Below are 17,942 nucleotides of genomic sequence, written 5' to 3' on the forward strand. Positions count from 1 at the left end.
TGTGGTGACGTCCCGCGAGCCGCGAGCCGCGAGCCGCGAGCCGCGAGGCGCGAGCCGCGAGGCGGCCGGCGGTGTCGAACTCCGGGACACCGGCCCGCTCCAAGTCGGCCGTGGACCGGCTCGCCACCCGGCGTGAGGTCCGCCTGCGGGAGGAGACGCTGCGGCGGGCGCTCTACGAGACCGCCGGGCGGCCCGAGGGGATCCTGCGCGTGCACACCGAGGACCTGGACCCCGCCGGGCGCCGCCCGGTGAAGGCCAAGGCGGCAGGAGCGAAGCCCGCCGACGCGGGCGGTCCGTGAGGATTTCGTGCCGGAGAGGGTCTGCCGGGACGCCGGCACGGCCCGGCTCCTGCCCCGCCTGCCGCGCGGCCGGGCCCGCGGGCCGGTGCGCGTCACCCACCGCCGCCCCGTCCCCGGGGAAAAGCCGTCAGCCCGCGTGACGGGTGCCCGAAACACCGGTCTGGCCCGCCTCTCCCACGGTCGAGCCCCGCGCCCTGCTGGACGGAGGCGGTGCCGCTGTAGCTCGCGGTGCCGGTGACGATCATCTCCGGACGACGGCCGCCGTCGCGGTCGTGGAGGACGTCCCGTACGTACGGGGAGTCGCGCGGGGCCGGCCGCGGCCTCCCCGCCAGGACCCGCCCCTGGTGGTTGATCATGTTGAACCGGGCCGCGCCGTCCCGGCGGCCGAAGTGCTTCGGGTTCGGCCGCGCGTACACCGTCGGTACGGGCGTGACGAACCCTCGGCGCACGATCTGGCGCGGACGTTCCTCAGCCCGACCGCGCGCGCCCCGCCGGGGCGGCGGTCGCCGACCTGCGCCGAGCGCCGCGCGGTCAGCGGTTGCGCTGCCCGCGCTTCGGCCAGTCGTCGAGGGGGAGCGGGCCCCGGGACAGGACGCTGCGGATGGCGAACGTGCTGTGGGCGTCGACCACATGGGGGATGGCGAGGATGCGGTCGAGCAGCACACGCTCGTAGGCGGCGAGGTCCGGAAGCACGGCCTCCACCAGGAAGTCGGCCTCGCCGGAGACCACATGGCAGGCCACCACCGCGGGGATCGCCGTCAGTGCCTCCTCCACCGCCCGCGAGGCGGCGCGCGAGTGGCCGGCCACCTTGAGCGCCACGAACGCGGTCAGCCCGAGGCCGAGCCGCTCGTGGTCCAGCTCGGCCCGGTAGCCCGCGATCAGCCCGGCCTCCTCCAGCGCCTTGGTTCGGCGCAGGCAGGCCGAGGGGGACAGCCCGACCGCCTCGGCCAGGTCGACGTTGGGCGTGCGCCCGAAGCGCTGGAGATGGTCCAGGATCGCCCGGTCCACCCGGTCGTACTGAGGTGACGGCATGCGATGCAGCATACGGCCGCATCTGCCGCATGCCATTGCGCCCGAGCCGCCTCACGCGGCCGAATCGGGCATCGCATGCCCCGCAGGCCGGTGCATGCTGCCGCCATGGACGAAACACCCGCCCAGCCCCCCGCTCCCCGACCGCCCCAGCGGCACCCGGGGACCGCCCGCGTCGGGGACACCGCGCCTGCCGCGGGGCCCGTGCCGGGCGCGGTCGTCACGCGTGCCGCGCCCGCCGCAGCCCGGTCCGGCACGGCGGCCGTGGGCGGGGGTGTGCTGACCGCTTCGCGCGCCACCGCCCTCTACGTCGGCGCGCTCCTCGGGCCGAGCCTGCTGCTTCTGCCGGGGCTGGCCGCGCGCCAGGCGGGCGCCGCGGCCGTCCTCGCCTGGGGCGTACTGCTCGCCCTGTCCGCGCTGCTCGCCTTCGTCTTCAGCCGTCTCGGCACCGCCTTCGGCTCGCGCGCCGGGGTCGCGGGCTACGCGGCGGCGGGGCTCGGGCCCGCCGCAGGCCGCACCGCGGGCTGGGCGTTCTGCCTGGGCGTGATCACCGGCGCCCCGGTGGTCTGCCTGATCGGCGGGCAGTACCTGGCGGCCGCGGTCGGCCGCCCCGGCTCGGGCGCCGCCTTCGCCGGGGCGCTGCTCGCCCTCGTCCTCCTCCTGCGGCTGGCCGGCGCCACCAGCGGCGCCCGCGTCCAACTCCCGCTGGTGGGGCTGCTGCTCGCGCTCCTCGTCACCGCCGTCGCCGCGAGCGCCCACCGCGCCGCCGCGGCCCACTGGCACCCGTTCCTCGGCCACGGCTGGGGCGGGGTGGCGGGCGCGGCGGGCCATCTGATGCTGGCGTTCGTCGGCTGGGAGGCCGCGGCCCCGCTGACCGCGCGGCTGGACGACGCGCCCCGCAGGCTGCCGCGGGTCATCGCCGCCGCGTTCGTGATCACCTCGGCCGTCTACCTGTCGCTGGCCGTCGCGCTCCAGGCGGTACTGGGCCCCGGCGCCGCCACGAACACACCGCTCGCCGCGCTCCTCGCGGCCGGTGTGGGCCCCGCGGGCCCCTGGCTCACGGCCGGAACGGCGCTGCTGCTGACGCTCGGTGTCACCAACGCCTACCTGGCGGGCGCCGCCGCCACCGCGGAGCATCTGCTGCGCCCACCCGGCCGCGGCGCCGCGCGGGGCTCCCCGGGGCCGCTGCTCACGGTCGGCGCCGCCGCCTTCGGCGCGGTCCTGCTCGGCCTTTCCGCGCTGCGCCTGATGGACGTGTCGCTGCTCGTCGCCCTGCCGACCGCGTTCTTCCTCCTCGTCTACCTCGTCAGCTGCGCCTCGGCGACGCGGCTGCTGCGCGGGCCGGCCCGCTGGGCGGCCGCCGCCGCTGCCCTCGCCACCCTCGCCCTGCTGGCCGCCGACGGCCCCGTCGCCGCCGCTGCCCTCGCCGCCGCGCTCGCGGCAGGGTCGGCGCGCCGGCCTCCGGGGCGCGGCGCTACACGATCGCGGCGAGCAGGAGGGTCATGCCGAGGCCGAACACACTGACCAGTGTCTGGGTGGTCGTGTGGATCTTCGTGGCCTGGCCCATGTCCATGCCGAAGGACTCCTTGACCAGCCAGAACCCGGCGTGGTTGACGTAGTTGAGGCCGATCGAGCCCGCGCCGATGGCGAGGACGACCAGCGAGGTGTGCCAGCTGTCGGACGAGGCCACCAGCGGGGCGACGATGCCGGTCGAGGAGACGATGCCCACCGTGGCGGATCCGGTGGAGGCGGAGAGCAGCAGCGCAAGCAGCCAGCCGAGCAGCACCACGTTGAGGTGGGCGCCGCCGGCGGCGGAGGCGATGGCGTGGCTGATGCCCGTGTCCTCCAGCACCTGGTTGAACGCGCCGCCCCCGCCGATGATCAGCAGGATGCCGACCACGGCCTTGAGGCTCTCCGTGAGGGACTGCCGCACGTCGTCCCCCGACCTGCCCCGGGCCAGCGCCAGCGCGAACAGCGCGACCAGGAAGCCGATGAGCATCGCGATGACGGGCTCGCCCACGAGGAGGGTCACGTTGCGCACGTGGTTGCCCTCGGGCAGGGCAACCTCCGCGATCGTGCGCAGCAGCATCAGCGCCACCGGGATCAGGATGCAGGTGACCGCCCACGCGATGGGCACGGGCCGCCGCCCGGCCGCGTCGCCGCCGCCGCGGGACGGCGACGCGGCCGGGGACGGGCGGTCGTCCTCAGCGCGGCGGCGGACGAACTGGTCGACCAGGGCCTGGTCGGGGCGTACGTCGATCCGCCGGGCCATCCAGGTCGCGAAGAGGGGCCCGGCCAGGATGACGGTGGGCACCGCGCACACGAGCCCGAGCAGGATCGTCTTGCCCAGGTCCGCGTGGAGCCCGGCCACGGCGGTCAGCGGCCCGGGGTGGGGCGGGACCACACCGTGCAGGGTCGCGAGCACGGCGATCGTGGGGATCACCAGCATGGTGTAGGGCGAATAGCGGGTGTGTCCCTGCTTGCGCATCCGGTCGGCCACGCTGAACACCAGCGGCAGCAGCACGATGAGCCCGACCTCGAAGAACATGGGGATGCCGATGACGAACGCGGCGGCGCTCATCAGCCACGGCACCGTGCGCGGTGTGGAGCGGCGCACCACCAGGGCGGCGATCACCTCCGTGGCGCTCGAATCCGCCAGGAGGCGTCCCAGCATGGCGCCGAGGGCCAGCGTGATGCCGACGTTGCCGAGGATCCCGCCCGCACCCGATTCGATCGACCCGGCGATCTTGGCGACGGGTTCGCCCGCGGCCAGGCCGACCCCGAAGGACACCACCAGCAGGGCGATGAAGGGGTGCAGCTTGAGCCGGGAGTTGATCAGGACTACGAGCAGGGCAACCGAGACGATGAGTACGGCTATGAGCCCCGGCGTCGACGTTGCCACCGCAGGACCTCCTCTACATGTCCGGAACCGGTTCCGGAACGTTTCGGAAGTGTGTCGGACGCGGCGGCGCAGGTCAAGGTCAGGCGGAGACGGATCCGCGGGCGGCGTGCTCGGAGCGGCCCTGCGGGACGCCGGCGACCAGCCGCACCGGCAGTTCGTGCACCTCCGGCGGCTCGGCGGCGCCCTCGATCGCACGGACGAGCAACTGCACCGCGCGGGCGCCGAGTTCCGCCACCGGGCGCGGGACCACGGCGAGGGAGGGACCGGCCTGCCGGGCGAGGTGCTCGTCGCCGAAGCAGACCAGCGCCACGTCCTCGGGGACGCGCAGGCCCGCCCGGCCGAGCGAGCCGAGCGCGGCCACGGCCGTCTCGTCGGTGCAGGCGAACACCCCGTCGGGGCGCAGCCCCCGGCCGAGCGCCGCGTCGAGGCCCGCCCGCGGCTCCGCGTCCCGGCCGGCTTCGAGGACCCGGCCGGAGGGGAGCTCCGCCCCGGCCTCCGCGAAGGCGGCCTGGCAGCCCGCAGCACGCGCCTGGGCGCCGCCGGCGCGGTGGTGCGGCACCAGCACCACCGCCGACGTGCGGTGCTGCTCGACCAGATGGCGGCCCGCCTGGTAGCCGGCGCTCCAGTTGGCCGTCCGCACCACCGTCGCGTCGGCGTCGGAGAGGTCCTCGTCCACGATGACGACCGGCCGGGACGCGTCCCAGCCCGCAGGCACCCGCGCCCGGCCGACCAGCACGGCACCGTCGACGGGCAGCCCTGCCTGGTCCTGCGGGGCGTCCGCCCCGAGCGGCCGGACCAGCACCTGGTAACCCCGCTGCTCCGCCTCGGCCATGGCCCCGGACAGCACCTGCGCCCAGCCCGTCTCGGCCGCGGGGACGAACAGCACGATCAGGCGGACCCGCCCGGTGCTCAGCGCCTGCGCGACCACGCTCGGCTGATAGCCGAGCTCCGCCGCGATCTCCCTGATCCGCACCCGGGTGGCCGCGCCGACCTCCGGATTGTCCGCCGAGAGCGCCCGCGACGCGGTGGCCTTCGCGACCCCCGCGGCACGCGCCACGTCGGCAAGCGTCACCCGCCGCATCGGTACACCCTCCACCCCTGAGCCGCCGAAACCGGTTCCGGTACCACGGACACAGCACGCTACCGCACGGGAGGGGGCGCCGCCCGGCCTCCGGGAGCCCGCCGGTCCTCCCGCCGCGGGGCCGGCCACCGGCCTCCCCGCTGCCTTCCGCGGCGGGGGCGGCGACCGACCGCGGCGAGCCCTCACGCGGCCCGCCGCGGCCGGAGTCTGACCCGGCCGCCCCGGGCGGGGACGAGGGTGACGGACATCAGCCGCGCCGACTCCTGGGGGCCCGCAGGTTCCGGCAGCGCGGCGGCGAGTACCTCGCGCACCACCGTCTCGGTCTCCAGGCGGGCCAGCGCCGTCCCGATGCAGCGGCGCAGACCGCCGCCGAAGGGCGTCAGCGCGTACGGCGCCGGGTCCGCGCCCAGGTGCCGCTCGGGCCGGAAGGCGTCGGGCTCGGGCCACAGGTCCGCGTCGAGGTGGGTGAGGGGGAACACCGCGGCGACGAACGCGTGGCGCGGCACCGGGTGCCCGCCGAGCTCCGTGTCGTGCGCGGCGGTGCGCATCGCGTTGTGCACGGCGGGGCGCAGCCGCTCGGACTCCCGGACGACCGCCTTGAGCAGCCGGTCCGAGCCCGCGTCGAGATCGTCGGCCAACTGGTCGCGTACGGCGGGGTGGTGGGCGAGCAGGTGCAGCGTCCAGGCGATGGTGGTCGCGGTGGTCTCGTACCCGGCGAGCACCAGCCCGGTCAGCTCGTCGAGCAGGTGTGCGTCGCCGGGCCCGCTACCTGGCCCGTCCCCGCCCGCGCCGAGCAGCAGCGAGAGCACGTCGTCGCGCTCGTCGCGGTCGGGTGCGACCCGGCGCGCGGCGATCTCCCCACGGATCAACTCCCTTACGGAGGCGCGCAACCGGTGGAAGCGTCCGCCGGGGGAGAGCGGCCCGAGGTCGCGCCGCAGCGGCGCGGGCAGGAACAGCACCGCGACGTTGTCCGAGGCGACGAACGCGTCCACCGCACGCCGGAACGCGGCCGCTCTGACCGGGTCTTCGAGGCCGAACACCACCCGGAGCACCACGTCGAGCGTCAGCCGCTGCGCCCAGGGCCGCACCGGCACGCCGCCCCCGGTGAGCAGCGCGGGCAGCCGGGCGCGCACCAGGTCGCCCACCCGCTCGGCCCAGCACGCGATCCGCGCTCCGTGGAAGGGCGGCAGCAGCAGCCTGCGGTGCCGCAGGTGCGCGGGCGGCGGGGTGCAGATCAGCGAGCCCGCGCCGACCGCGGGAGCCAGCAGGGCCGCGGCGTCCCCGCCGGTGAACCGCTCGTGGTCGGTGAGTACCTCCCGGTTGGTCGCGACGTCCGCCGCGCACACCAGGCCACCGCGGTAGGGGTACGTACGCAGGCTGAACACCGGCCCGAACCTGCGGCGCAGCGCCCGCCCGTACCCCTGCGGGTCGAGCAGCAGCCGTACGGTCTGCACGGTGCGTGGCGCGCGGGCTGCGGGCGGGAAGCGCCGCGGGTCCCACGGCGGCTCCCGGGTGAACGCGTCGCTCATGGCGCTCCTCGTGCCGGGCGGCCCATCGGTCAGCCGCGCCTGAGCCCCGGCGGGACCCCCTCGTCCGGCAGGGCGATGGGGGCCTGGAGCACGGCGTCAGGGACGGCGAACGCCTCCACCAGGGCGAGCGCGTGCGGGGCGAGCGCCGCGGCGACCCGGTCCGCCTCCGCGGCCAGGCCGTGCACGGCACGGGCGTCGAGCAGCCCGTCCGCGAGCAGCGGCCCCGTGTGCGGGGCGAGCCGCTCCAGGGCGAACAGCCGGAACAGCAGCCGCAGGGCCTTCCGGGTGGGCTCGTCGGCGGCCGTGTCGGCCGCGGCGAGGAACACCTCCGCGGCCCGCCGGGTGGCGTACGCGTCGACGAGGTCGAGCGCGGGCTCCACCGCGTGGTTCCAGCGGTCGAACGCGCTGTCGGCCGGTTCGCCGAGCCGCCGGCGCGCCTCGGTGAAACACCGCAGTTCACGCTGGACCAGCAACCCGAGAAGAGATCCGGGCTCGACCCATGTCCCGCCCGGTCCCGGTCCGCCGGGCCCACCCGCCCCGCCCGTGCGCTCGGGCGTCCGGGCGGGGGCCGGGGCGTGGCGTGGTGGCGGCCGGTAGCCCCGGCCCGTCAGCATGTCGGCCCCCGCCTTGGTCCAGATGACCAGGTTGTCGCCCTCGGCGGTGACGGTGCCCTCGATCGGCAGGATCAGGTCGGCGAGCCGGTTGGCGGACAGCAGGCCCTGTGCGCCGCAGCGCTCCCTGCACTCGACCGCGATGCCCCTGGCCTGCCAGGTGATCCAGCCCTTCGCCGCGGCCACCAGCACCTCGGCCTCGGCCGCGTCGTCACCGTCGGAGCCGTCCGCCGCGGTGAGGGCGCGGGTCGCCGCGCGCAGCAGGAACGTCGCCGCGTACGCGCGGGCCGTCGCCCCGAGCAGCCTGCTCTGGTGGCAGCGGTGGGCGAACACCGGGACGTCGTGCCGCCCGCCGGGCGCGAAGGTGCGCCGCCGGTGGGCGTGGCGCACGGCGATGACGAGACCGGAGCGCGCCCCGCCGAGCGCCGCGGCGCTCAGGCAGAGCTTGCCGGTGGTGACGCGCTGGATGGAGCGCAGGAAGCGGCGGCGGCGACTGCCCGTCGTGCTGCGGAAGCCGCCGTCCGCCGCCAGCTCCCCGTGGTCGCCCGCGAGGAGCGCCGCGCGGCCGAGCACCACCCGGTCGAACGAGGTGAGGCAGTGGTCGACCGCCGAGCCCGGGCTCTCGGACAGCGGCCGGATCCGGATGCCGGGCAGCGGTCCCCGCTCGTCGCGCAGGGACACGAGGAAGAGGAAGACCCCGCGGTCCCGGCCCCCCGCGATCAGCCTCGCCGCGACCAGGCCGCTCTTGGGGCCGCCCGCCGGGCCGGTGTTCGGCATGAACTTGGCCGCCGCGTCCGACGGTGTGTGCAGGACGAAGGTGTCGCTCTCGGGGCGGTGGGTCGCCGTCGTCTCCAGGGCTGCCGCGTTGTTCCCGTAGCCGAGTTCGGTGATCAGGACCGTGCCGTACCTGGTCAGCCGGGTGTACGGCGTGCGGTCCACCGAGCGGCCGGGGTCGAGGCGCAGCAGGCTGCCGAGGAACAGGTTGTAGTGGATGGTCGCCAGGGTGGCGAGTGTGCCGTCGACCGCGCCGAGCCACTCGTGCAGCGCCGTGAGGCGGTCCGTCGCCGCCACCATTTCCTCGACGGAGTCGATTTCCGCATTGACGGCGCGTAAACGCTCGTAGGCGATTTCCGAGCGCTTTTCCTTGGACAATCCGTCGCGGTAGCGGAATTCGTCGCGTGAGAACACCTTGGCCCAGGGCTCGTGCAGTTCCCCGAAACGCCCCTCGAAAAGGGCGTCGATCAGCCGCGGAATGCTCGGGCCCCCGGGGAGGAAGGCGTCCGCGCCGTGCGCTGCCCTCATCGGGCGCCGCCGTGCGCCGGGCGCCTCACAGGGCACCGAAGAGGAGGTGGCCCGAGGTGGCCGAGGGGCCCGCGCCTCGGTAGTACTCGGCCGCCGCGGCCATCAGGGCCGCCCGGCTGAGCCGGCCTCCCTGGTCGGCCAGCGCGTCGAACGCGGCGCCCGCCGCGTCCTCGGGGACGCCGACCGCGACCATGAACGTGCCGAAGTCCCTCTTGTCCACGAGGCCGTCGCCGTCCCGGTCGGCCAGGGAGAAGCCCGCCTCGTAGAGCGGCCCGACCAGGGTGTCGAAGTCGTCGCTGACCCGGAGCAGGGCCCGCCCGAACTCGCCCTCGTCGATCCGGCCGTCCCCGTCGGTGTCGGCGGCGGCGCGCAGGGCGCGCCCGTAGCGCGCCATCCGCTGCGCGTACTCCTCGCCCCTGGCCGTGTCCTGCTCGCCGAAGGCGATGACCACGCGCTCGGCCATCAGCTCGAAATCGTCCTCGGCGATCACGCCGTCGCCGTCCGAGTCCAGCAGGAAGAAGAGTTTCGCGTATTTCTGGTCCAGCAGTGCGCTCATGGAGTCCTCCGGCTGAACAATGCTGACGGTCCGGTGGCTTCGAATATTCACCGAGGCGGCTGCAAGAATATCGAGGGGTGTCCCGGCGGATCCATGCGTTCCGGGATTCTCTTTCGGGTGAAAGGCGTGCCACCCGTCCGAAGCCCCGGCCCCTTGACCCCGCGTTCCGCCTCCCCGCCCGCGGGCAGGTCCCGCGGGGTTCCGCCCCCGGTGATCACCGGGGGGTGCCGTAGCATCGGCCGACGACACGAGGAGCGTGGACGTGACCCCCGACGGTGAAGCACAGCGGCTGGTGGACCTCCTGAGCGCGCAGGGCGACGAGTTCACCGCCCAATGGGTACGGACGGTCGGTGCGACGCTGGAGGGCCGCGTCAGCACGACCGAGCTCGAACAGGAGCTGGCCGAGCTCTACTCCGCCGTGGTGGAGGGCATCAGGGCCGGCGGCCTCGCCTCCCGCGGCGAGGCCTTCGCCGAGGTGCGCAGCCTCCTGGTGGAGCTGTCCCGCAACCGTGCGAGGGAGGGTTTCAGCCCGACCGAGACGGCCTTCAGTGTCTTTGCGCTGAAAGAGGTGCTCGAAGGGGCACTCGCCGCCGGCGCGGACGCCGGCCCGGACGACGTGCGGGCCTACCTCCAGTTCTCCCGGCTCCTCGACGACCTGGGCCTCCTCGCCGTCGAGGCGCACGCGAGGACGCGTGAGGAGATCATCTCCTCGCAGGCCGACCAGCTGCTCGAACTGTCGACCCCGGTCGTCAAGCTGTGGGACGGCGTGGTCGCCGTGCCGCTCGTCGGCACCCTCGACTCGGCCCGTACGCAGGTGGTGATGGAGCGGCTGCTCCAGGCCCTGCTCGACTACGACTCGGCCCACGCGATCATCGACATCACCGGTGTACCCGCCGTGGACACCCAGGTGGCACAGCACCTGCTGAAAACGGTGGTGGCCGCCAGGATGATGGGCGCCGACTGCGTCATCTCCGGCATCAGGCCGCAGATCGCGCAGACCATCGTCGCGCTCGGCATCGAGTTCGGCGACATCCCGACCAAGGCGACCCTCGCGGACGCCCTGCGCCACGCGCTGTCCGCCATCGAGCGGGACAGGAAGCTCACCGAGCGGCACGGGGGGCTGCTGTGACCGAGCGGGTGCCGATCCTGCGGATCGGGGACGTCCTCCTGGTCTCCATCCAGGTCGACCTGGAGGACACCGTCGTGCTCGACCTCCAGGAGGACCTGTCGACGCGGATCGTGGAGACGGGCGCGCGCGGCGTCGTGATCGACATCTCGGGCCTTGAGGTCGTCGACTCCTTCGTCGGCCGCATGCTGGCCACCGTCGCGGCGATGTCGAAGATCCTCGGCGCGCGGACCGTCGTCGTGGGCATGCGGCCCGCCGTGGCCATCACCCTCGTGGAGCTGGGTCTCTCCCTCGGCGGTGTGCGTACGGCGCTCAACCTGGAGGCGGGGCTCGCTGTCCTGCGCAGGGACGCGAGCGCGGCACAGGACCCGGCGTGAGCGGCGGTGCCCCAGCAGGCACCCCCGAGCAGGGGGAGCGCATCCCCCTCGACAGCAGCACGGGGGTCGTCAGGGCGCGGCAGCTGGTCCGCACCCTCGCGCAGCGGGCCGGGCTCTCCCTCGTCGACCAGACCAAGCTGGTGACGGCGACGAGCGAACTCGCGCGCAACACCCTCGTGCACGGCGGCGGCGGGCACATGGTCGCCGGGACACTGGAGGCGAACGGCCGCACCGGCATCAGGCTGCGCTTCAGCGACGAGGGCCCCGGCATCGCGGACGTGGACCTGGCGCTGGCCGACGGCTGGAGCTCGGGCGACGGCATGGGCCTCGGGCTGAGCGGCGCCAGGCGCCTCGCCGACGAGTTCGAGCTCGACACCGCGGTCGGCGGCGGCACCCGCGTCACGATCGTGAAGTGGGCCAGGTGACCGGCCGGATCCTGGCACAGGCCGACGACATCGCCTGGCTGCGGGTGGACGTCGGCCTGCCCATGGCCGCGCGGCGCGAGGCCGCGCGGCTCGCCCACCGGGTCGGCCTCGACGGGACCAAGGGGTCCGCGGTGGAGCTCGCCGTGACCGAGGCGGCGACCAACCTGCAGAAGCACGCCACGGACGGCTCCGTCGCGCTGCGGGTGGTGCGCGCCGGGCACCTGGCGGCCGTGGAGTTCGTGGCCACCGACACCGGCCCCGGCATCGCCGACGTCGCCCGCGTCATGGTGGACGGCGCCTCGTCGACGGGCTCCCTGGGCCTCGGCCTCGGGTCGATCGTGCGGCTCGCCGACGTGTTCGACATCCACACCGTGCGGGGCCGGGGGACGACCGTACTCGCCCAGTTCTGGGCGGAAGGCCGCGTGCCGTCGCCGCCCGCCGGCATCGACGCGGGCGGCCTGACCCGGCCCATCGGCGGCGAGGAGGTCTGCGGGGACACCTGGGCGATCCGGACGGCGGGCGCGGAGGCCCCGTCCGAAGGGGGACAGGACGCGGTGGGGCCCGTGATCGCGATGATGTGCGACGGCCTCGGGCACGGCCCGCAGGCGGCGCGCGCCGCGAACACCGCACGGGAGGCGTTCCGCGACAGCCCCCACACCGGGCCCGCGGGGATACTCGACGACCTGCACCGCGCGCTGCGGGGCACCAGGGGCGCCGCGATCGCGGTGGCCGCGGTCGACCTCGCCGCGAGTCGGGTCGACTTCTGCGGCGTCGGCAACGTCAGCACCGTGCTGGTCGGCGACGAGCGGCGTACGTCGCTGCTGTCCGCGCCGGGCATCGTCGGCCATCATCTGCCCCGGCTGCGCCCGTTCACCGCCCCCTTTCCCACGGGCTGCGTCCTCGTCCTGCACACGGACGGGCTGAGCGACCGCTGGGAGCCGCGCGCCTTCCCCGGCCTCTTCGCCCGCCGCGCGACCGTCGTCGGCGCGCAGATCCTGCGGGAGGCCGGTGGCCGCAGGGACGACGTCGGCGTGCTGGCCCTCAAGGCGGCCCGCGGGTGAGCACCCCCGTGCGGGAGCGGACGCTCGGCACGCTCGCCCTCGCCGCCCACGGCGACCTGTTTCGGCTGCGCAGGTACGGGCAGACGGTCTGCCGCGCGCTGGGAGTGGGCGAGGCGGAACGGGTCCGCCTCGTCGCCCTCATGAGTGAGGCGGGCGCCGAGCTCCTGGCAGCCACCGGGCTGACCGCGGAGTTCGTCCACAGGAGCGGAGCCCCGGGCGCCATCGGCGTCCGCCTCCGCTGGGAGGAGGATCGCGCGTCGAGCGCACACGTCCTGGCCGCGGCAGGCCGCCTCCTCGACGTGTGCGTACCGGAACCGCGGCAGCTGCTGCTCGGGCAGAACGCGGCCGCCGACCCCGTACGGGCGGCGGGCCGTGTCCGGGAGGAGCCTGCCGGGGTGCGCGAGACCGATATGAGCGAGGAACTGAACGAACAGAACCGGGCGCTGCTCGCGGCCCTCCAGGAGGCCCGCGCGCAGCAGGACCGGCTCCGGCGCCTCAACAAGGAGCTGGAGGAGACCAACAGGGGCGTGCTCGCCCTGTACTCCGAGCTCTCCACCGAGCTGGAGGAGACCAACCGCGGTGTCGTCGCGCTCTACGCGGACCTGGAGGACAGGAGCCGCAGGCTGCGCCTTGCGAGCGCCGCGAAGGGCCGCTTCTGGGCCAATGTCAGCCACGAGCTGCGCACCCCGGTCAACGCAGTGATCGCGCTCGCGCGGGTGCTGCTCGCCGCGGACGCGGAGCCGCTCTCCGAGGAGCAGCGCAAGCAGGTCTCCCTGATCGCGGGCTCAGGGAGCACCCTGCTCGCGCTCGTGGAGGAGCTGCTCGACACCGCGAAGGCCGAGTCGGGCCGGCTCGAACCGCAGCGCACCGAGGTGGACCTGCGCACCGTGCTGCACCAGCTGCGCGGGACGCTCGCGCCCGCCGCCGCCGAGGGCGTGGCCCTCGACATCGAGGACGCCGCGTTCCCCGGGCGCCTGGTCACCGACGAGGTGATGCTGCTGCGGATTTTGCGGAACATACTGTCCAACGGCCTGAAGTTCACCGAGAAGGGGTCCGTGCGGCTGTCCGTCGCGTCCCGCACCAGGGACGGCGCCCCCTGGGCCGTCTTCACCGTCACGGACACCGGCGTCGGCATCCCCGAGGACCAGACGGACCAGGTCTTCGAGGAGTTCTACCAGGTGCGCGGCCCGCACCAGCGGGGCCGCTCGGGCACGGGGCTCGGCCTGCCCTACGCGCGCAGGCTGACCGAACTGCTCGGCGGGAGCCTCACGCTCGACAGCGAGGTCGGCCGCGGCACCCGCGTCACCGTCGCGCTCCCCGCCGACCTGCCCGCGCACGGCCGCCCTGCGGCCCTGCCCGAGGGCCCGCTGCTGCGCAGCGTCGTCCTCATCGACGACGACGCCGACTTCCTGCGGGTCCTCGCGTCCACCCTCGACCCGCTGGCCGAGCACACGACGACCGTCACCGACAGCAGGACGGCGCTGCGCACGATCCGCACCACCATGCCGGACGCCGTCCTCGTCGACCTCGCCATGCCCGCGCCCGACGGCTACCAGCTGCTCGAACAGATCGCCGCCGTGCCCGCGCTCCACCAGGTCCCCGTCGTGGTGCTCACCTCCGCGAACCAGGAGGCCCTTGAGCGCTCGCGGCTGACCCGGGCCCGCGCCGTCCTGAGCAAGACCCATCTGACCGCCGTGCGGATCGCCGAGGCGCTGGGCCTCGCGCCGGCGGCGGACCGCGCGGTGGCGCCGGACGCCGGCACGGAAGCGCCCGCCGAGGGCCGGGGGGAGCGATGACCTTGCAGCGGATCCAGGACGAACGCCCCGCGCTCGTACTCGTCGTCGACGACAACCCCACCAACCGCTACGTCCTCGGCACGACACTGCGCAGGGCGGGGCACCGCGTCGTGGAGGCCGCGGACGGCGCGGAGGGGCTCGCCGTGCTCGCCGCCTCGGACCCGCGACCCGAGGCCGCCCTCGTCGACGTGCGGCTGCCCGACATGACCGGCTACGAGGTCTGCGAGCGCATCAAGGCCGACCCGGGCACCGCCTACCTGCCGGTGATCCACATATCGGCCTCCGCGATCAGCGCCTCCGACCGCACGCAGGGCCTGAACCGGGGCGCCGACGCGTACCTCACCGAGCCGATCGCCCCCGACGAACTCCTCGCCACCCTCACGGCCGCCCTGCGCTACACCCGCGCACGGCACCGAGCCGAGGCCCTCGCGGCCAGGCTGGCCCGGCTCAACGAGACCACGCTCAGCCTGTACAGGGCGACCACGGCGGTCGGCCTCGCACGGGCCGCGGCCGAGGGCGCGTCGCGCCTCCTCGACACCGCCGCCGACGCCTTCCTCACCGCCTCGGACGGCTCGGTGACCCACCTAGCCACCACCGCGGCCGGTGCCCCGGCGCGGGAACTGCCCACCGTCCCCGAGGCGCCCGGGGCCTGGCAGTGGCACAGCCTCACCGACCGGGTGGGCGCCGCCGTCGACACCGTGCCGCGCGCCGGATGGCCGCTGCCCGCGGCCGTACGGGAGGACGACGGCGACCTCGCCGTCGCGCTCGCGCGCACCAAGCAGGGCCGGCCGCCGGCCGCCGTGGCGGTGCCCGCCTCCGCGGTCAGCACGCCGCACGACCGCGACCTGCTGACCCAGCTCACCCACACCACGGCGCTCGCGCTCGAAGCGCTGCGCGCCTACGACGAGGAGCGCACCCTCGCCCTGACGCTCCAGCGCAGCTTCCTGCCGGAGTCGCTGCCGCCCACCGGCCGCGCGCGGCTCGCCGTGCGGTACGCGCCGGCCAGCCAGTACGCCGAGATCGGCGGCGACTTCTACGAGGCGGTGCGCACCCCCACGGGCCTGGTGCTGGCGGTCGGCGATGTGGCGGGCCACTCCCTTGAGGCGGCCATGGTCATGGGCCAGGTGCGCCACGCCCTGCGGGCCTACGCGCTCGACGGGCACGCGCCCCACGAGATCCACCGGCGACTCGAACGCATCCTGGCCACCCACGACCCGCTGACCTCGGTGACGCTGTGCACGGTCCAGGTCCCGAACGACTCCGACGTGCTGCGGATCGCCAACGCGGGCCACATCCCGCCCCTGCTGCGCGCCCCTGACGGCACGGTGCGCGAGATCACCGGCCACGGCCCGCTCCTCGGCCTCGCGCTGCCCAACCCGGAGCCCGTCGAGGTCGAGGCCGCACCCGGCACCGACCTCGTGCTGGTGACGGACGGCCTGATCGAGCGCAGGGACCGGAGCCTGGACGAGAGCCTCGCCCGGCTGTCCGACGCGGTCGCCACGGCCCCGGGAGACCCCGAAGGCCTCTGCGACCACCTCCTGAGCACCTTCCCCCCGGACGGCCGCGACGACGTCGCCATCCTGGCCGCGAACCTGCGGGCGCGGTGACCGCGCCGCCTGCGCGCGGACGAGTTCAGCCCCCGGTGTCGCCCGGTGCCCGGCCCGGCTCCCCGTGAGCCGCCCAGTCCTCCCCGGCCCGGACGAGCCGGGGCGCGACGTGGTGCTCCGGATGATCGAGCTGCGCCCGTAACCCCGCCCCGGTGCGCAGCAGCCCCTCCGCGTCCAGGCCCGGAAGCGGGTAGTACTCAACGACCATCAGATCGAGGACGCGCTGTCGTCCTGCGGGGTTCCCGGCGTGCGGAGAGCACGTGGTGTTGCCCCACAGCGGGATCTCCTCCTGCGTCACGTTGCGCCGCCCGCCCGCCGAGTACGAGCTGACACCAGGCACTGCGCAGCCATGTTCCCTTCTCCGGTGCCGTTCGCGGCGGTTCTTCTTCGGTCTCGTGATCCGTGCTGGGCCCGGCAGTCCGCGGCCGTCAACCGGTCCCGGGGAGCGAGAGGGGCCCGGCCCCTGCCGACGGCTGCTGCGCCGGGGCGAGGGCGGGGAGGAGCGGGCCGCCCGTACGCGCTGACGCACGCCGCGTACCGCTCGCCGGTCCGCCACCCGAGACTCGCGTGCTCGGTCGCGGTGGCCATCAGGTGCCCTTCGGGGTGATCGTGGCAGAAGACCTCGAAGCCGATGAGGACCACCCGGTCCGGCCGGTCCACCATGAGGTTCTGGACGCGCGCAGCCCCGTGCACCGGGCCGCGCGGGGTACGGACGTGCCGGCACACCGCTTCCCGCCGAGGCGGACGAGCAGGACGCAGCCCTGTCCTGACGGGTCCGACCGTACCGGGCCGCAGGCCCTGGCGACTCCGCGACCCGTTCCGGGGGCGACCGCTCAGGGCAGGCGCGCGGGCGCGAGGTAGCGCGTCAGCATGGTGACGAGTTCGTCCTCGAAGACGCGCAGGTCCACCACCTCGCCGAGGGCGATGACCTTGTGCACGACGAGTTCCACCGTGCTCACGGCGATGCGTGCGGCCATCTCCGGGTCGCCGACGCGCACTTCGGGGTAGCGGGCCAGCAGGTCGCGGGTGTAGGCGACCCTGGCCTCTTCGAACTCCCGTACTTTGCACAGCAGTTCCGGGGCACGGGGAGCCTCCTCGGCCATCACGCGCAGCAGTTGCGGGTCGTCGAGGTGGTTCTCCACGGCGATCCGCACGAAGACGCGCATCGCGTCCTCCAGCGTCCCCGGCAGCCCCTGCTCCTGCCGCCGGCGCAGGGCGTCCTCCCCGGCGTCGAGGTGCCGGACGACGAGCTCCACCAGGATGGCGTCCTTGTTCGGGTAGTACTGGTACAGCGACCCGATGGAGACGCACGCCCGCTCGGCGATGCGGTTGGTGGTCCCCGCGGCGAAGCCGTACTCGGCGAAAACCTGAGCAGCCGCGGTGAGGATGCGCTGCCGGGTGCGTTCCCCGCGCACCTGCTTCGGCTGTTTGCGCGGGTGCAGCGGCTGCCGTGCCGGCATGGCGCCTCTCCCTTCCCGGTCCGCCCAAAGCGAGTACCGAATGTGCGAGCTATTGCTCACAATAGCTGTCTGAGCAGGGAAGAACCTCCCGCGTGCCCTACCGGAGGTCTGCCCTGGGAGCCAGAGAGCAGGGAGACCGTGATGTCCCGTACCGCGCTGAGGCCGCGCCGGCTGTCGCCCGCCGAGGTACGCGCCAGGCTCGGCGAGCCCGACCCGATGGTCGCGAACAAGATCATCGACCATGTGGACGACCAGATCCGCATGTTCATCGCGCACTCGCCGTTCGCCGCGCTCGCCACGTCCGACGCCTCGGGGCGCGCGGACTGCTCACCGCGCGGCGACTACCCGGGGTTCGTGAAGGTCCTCGACGAGCACACGCTCGCCCTCCCCGACCGGCCGGGCAACAAGATCGCCGACTCGTTCCGCAACCTCGCGGAGAACGACGGCGCCGGCCTCCTCTTCCTCGTGCCCGGCGTCCGCGAGACGCTCCGCGTCAACGGCAGGGCCTACCCCACCGACGAGCCCGAGGTGCTGGCGCGGATGCAGACCGAGGCGAGCGAGCCGCTGCTGGCGATCGTGGTCGAGGTCGAGGAGGCGTACTTCCACTGCGGGCGCGCGCTGGTGCGCTCCCGGCTGTGGGACCCGGCGAGCCAGGCGCTCGCCGCCGAACTGCCCTCCGCGGGGGAGATGGCCGCGGCCCAGCTGAAGGTCGACGTCCCGCCCGAGGTGCTCGGAGAGGCCCTCGAAGCCTCCTACCGCACGCTGTACTGAACGGACCGCC

The 17,942-nt window shown here is 74.8% G+C and carries 17 protein-coding genes and 1 pseudogene; 9 read left to right on the forward strand and 9 right to left on the reverse strand.

What is annotated here, in order from left to right:
• Nucleotides 1-71: 71 nt before the first annotated feature.
• A complete protein-coding gene (locus ABEA77_RS09945; protein WP_345644123.1) occupies nucleotides 72-299 on the forward strand; it encodes a hypothetical protein in 228 nt (75 codons plus the stop codon).
• A gap of 215 nt (nucleotides 300-514) precedes the next feature.
• Here the strand turns inward: ABEA77_RS09945 and ABEA77_RS09950 are convergent.
• Together ABEA77_RS09950 and ABEA77_RS09955 are read right to left on the reverse strand one after the other, a co-directional pair.
• A pseudogene (locus ABEA77_RS09950) lies at nucleotides 515-736 on the reverse strand (Tn3 family transposase); the annotation flags it as partial.
• Nucleotides 737-830: 94 nt separating this feature from the next.
• The gene (locus tag ABEA77_RS09955) at nucleotides 831-1,331 is read right to left on the reverse strand and encodes an Lrp/AsnC family transcriptional regulator (protein WP_345644125.1); all 501 of its coding nucleotides are present in this window, start codon (nucleotides 1,329-1,331) and stop codon (nucleotides 831-833) included.
• A 105-nt stretch (nucleotides 1,332-1,436) separates the two neighbouring features.
• Between ABEA77_RS09955 and ABEA77_RS09960 the strand changes: the two genes are divergently transcribed.
• Nucleotides 1,437-2,852, forward strand: coding sequence for an amino acid permease (locus ABEA77_RS09960; RefSeq protein WP_345644128.1), 1,416 nt, complete (start codon nucleotides 1,437-1,439; stop codon nucleotides 2,850-2,852).
• Here ABEA77_RS09960 and ABEA77_RS09965 read toward each other — a convergent pair.
• The 5 genes from ABEA77_RS09965 to ABEA77_RS09985 form a co-directional block, all read right to left on the reverse strand.
• Nucleotides 2,803-4,230: a GntP family permease gene (locus ABEA77_RS09965; protein ID WP_345644130.1), complete on the reverse strand. Its 1,428-nt coding sequence runs from the start codon at nucleotides 4,228-4,230 to the stop codon at nucleotides 2,803-2,805. The genes ABEA77_RS09960 and ABEA77_RS09965 overlap by 50 nt on opposite strands.
• 79 nt (nucleotides 4,231-4,309) lie before the next feature.
• A complete protein-coding gene (locus tag ABEA77_RS09970; RefSeq protein ID WP_345644133.1) occupies nucleotides 4,310-5,302 on the reverse strand; it encodes a LacI family DNA-binding transcriptional regulator in 993 nt (330 codons plus the stop codon).
• A 191-nt stretch (nucleotides 5,303-5,493) separates the two neighbouring features.
• Nucleotides 5,494-6,840, reverse strand: coding sequence for a cytochrome P450 (locus ABEA77_RS09975; RefSeq protein WP_345644136.1), 1,347 nt, complete (start codon nucleotides 6,838-6,840; stop codon nucleotides 5,494-5,496).
• 29 nt (nucleotides 6,841-6,869) lie between these two features.
• A complete protein-coding gene (locus ABEA77_RS09980; protein WP_345644139.1) occupies nucleotides 6,870-8,753 on the reverse strand; it encodes an acyl-CoA dehydrogenase family protein in 1,884 nt (627 codons plus the stop codon).
• 25 nt (nucleotides 8,754-8,778) lie between these two features.
• Nucleotides 8,779-9,309: an EF-hand domain-containing protein gene (locus tag ABEA77_RS09985; protein WP_345644142.1), complete on the reverse strand. Its 531-nt coding sequence runs from the start codon at nucleotides 9,307-9,309 to the stop codon at nucleotides 8,779-8,781.
• Nucleotides 9,310-9,571: 262 nt separating this feature from the next.
• On the opposite strand from ABEA77_RS09985, the gene ABEA77_RS09990 reads away from it, so the two are divergent.
• From ABEA77_RS09990 to ABEA77_RS10015, 6 genes are read left to right on the forward strand one after another with little or no spacing between them, the layout of a single operon-like run.
• A complete protein-coding gene (locus tag ABEA77_RS09990; RefSeq protein WP_345644145.1) occupies nucleotides 9,572-10,438 on the forward strand; it encodes an STAS domain-containing protein in 867 nt (288 codons plus the stop codon).
• Nucleotides 10,435-10,812 (forward strand): STAS domain-containing protein, encoded by a 378-nt coding sequence (locus ABEA77_RS09995; protein ID WP_345644148.1) that lies wholly within the window; start codon nucleotides 10,435-10,437, stop codon nucleotides 10,810-10,812. Before ABEA77_RS09990 ends, ABEA77_RS09995 begins: the two co-directional genes overlap by 4 nt.
• A 41-nt stretch (nucleotides 10,813-10,853) precedes the next feature.
• On the forward strand, nucleotides 10,854-11,237 hold the full coding sequence (locus ABEA77_RS10000) for an anti-sigma regulatory factor (protein WP_345644225.1): 384 nt from the start codon (nucleotides 10,854-10,856) through the stop codon (nucleotides 11,235-11,237).
• Complete coding sequence (locus ABEA77_RS10005; protein ID WP_345644151.1) at nucleotides 11,225-12,298, forward strand: ATP-binding protein; 1,074 nt, start codon at nucleotides 11,225-11,227, stop codon at nucleotides 12,296-12,298. Before ABEA77_RS10000 ends, ABEA77_RS10005 begins: the two co-directional genes overlap by 13 nt.
• Complete coding sequence (locus tag ABEA77_RS10010; protein ID WP_345644154.1) at nucleotides 12,295-14,094, forward strand: ATP-binding response regulator; 1,800 nt, start codon at nucleotides 12,295-12,297, stop codon at nucleotides 14,092-14,094. The genes ABEA77_RS10005 and ABEA77_RS10010 overlap by 4 nt, the downstream gene beginning before the upstream one ends.
• Nucleotides 14,091-15,701 (forward strand): SpoIIE family protein phosphatase, encoded by a 1,611-nt coding sequence (locus tag ABEA77_RS10015; protein WP_345644157.1) that lies wholly within the window; start codon nucleotides 14,091-14,093, stop codon nucleotides 15,699-15,701. The genes ABEA77_RS10010 and ABEA77_RS10015 overlap by 4 nt, the downstream gene beginning before the upstream one ends.
• A 25-nt stretch (nucleotides 15,702-15,726) precedes the next feature.
• On the opposite strand, the gene ABEA77_RS10020 is transcribed toward ABEA77_RS10015, so the two are convergent.
• Both ABEA77_RS10020 and ABEA77_RS10025 read right to left on the reverse strand, forming a co-directional pair.
• Nucleotides 15,727-16,041, reverse strand: a complete 315-nt coding sequence (locus ABEA77_RS10020) for a hypothetical protein (RefSeq protein ID WP_345644160.1) — start codon at nucleotides 16,039-16,041, stop codon at nucleotides 15,727-15,729.
• 493 nt (nucleotides 16,042-16,534) lie between these two features.
• Nucleotides 16,535-17,161, reverse strand: coding sequence for a TetR/AcrR family transcriptional regulator (locus tag ABEA77_RS10025; protein WP_345644163.1), 627 nt, complete (start codon nucleotides 17,159-17,161; stop codon nucleotides 16,535-16,537).
• Between the two features lie 141 nt (nucleotides 17,162-17,302).
• Here ABEA77_RS10025 and ABEA77_RS10030 point away from each other — a divergent pair, with 141 nt between their 5' ends.
• Nucleotides 17,303-17,932, forward strand: coding sequence for an MSMEG_1061 family FMN-dependent PPOX-type flavoprotein (locus tag ABEA77_RS10030; RefSeq protein ID WP_345644166.1), 630 nt, complete (start codon nucleotides 17,303-17,305; stop codon nucleotides 17,930-17,932).
• The last annotated feature ends 10 nt before the right edge of the window (nucleotides 17,933-17,942 follow it).

The sequence above is a fragment of the Streptomyces tremellae genome (genome assembly GCF_039540215.1).
Lineage (GTDB): Bacteria > Actinomycetota > Actinomycetes > Streptomycetales > Streptomycetaceae > Streptomyces > Streptomyces tremellae.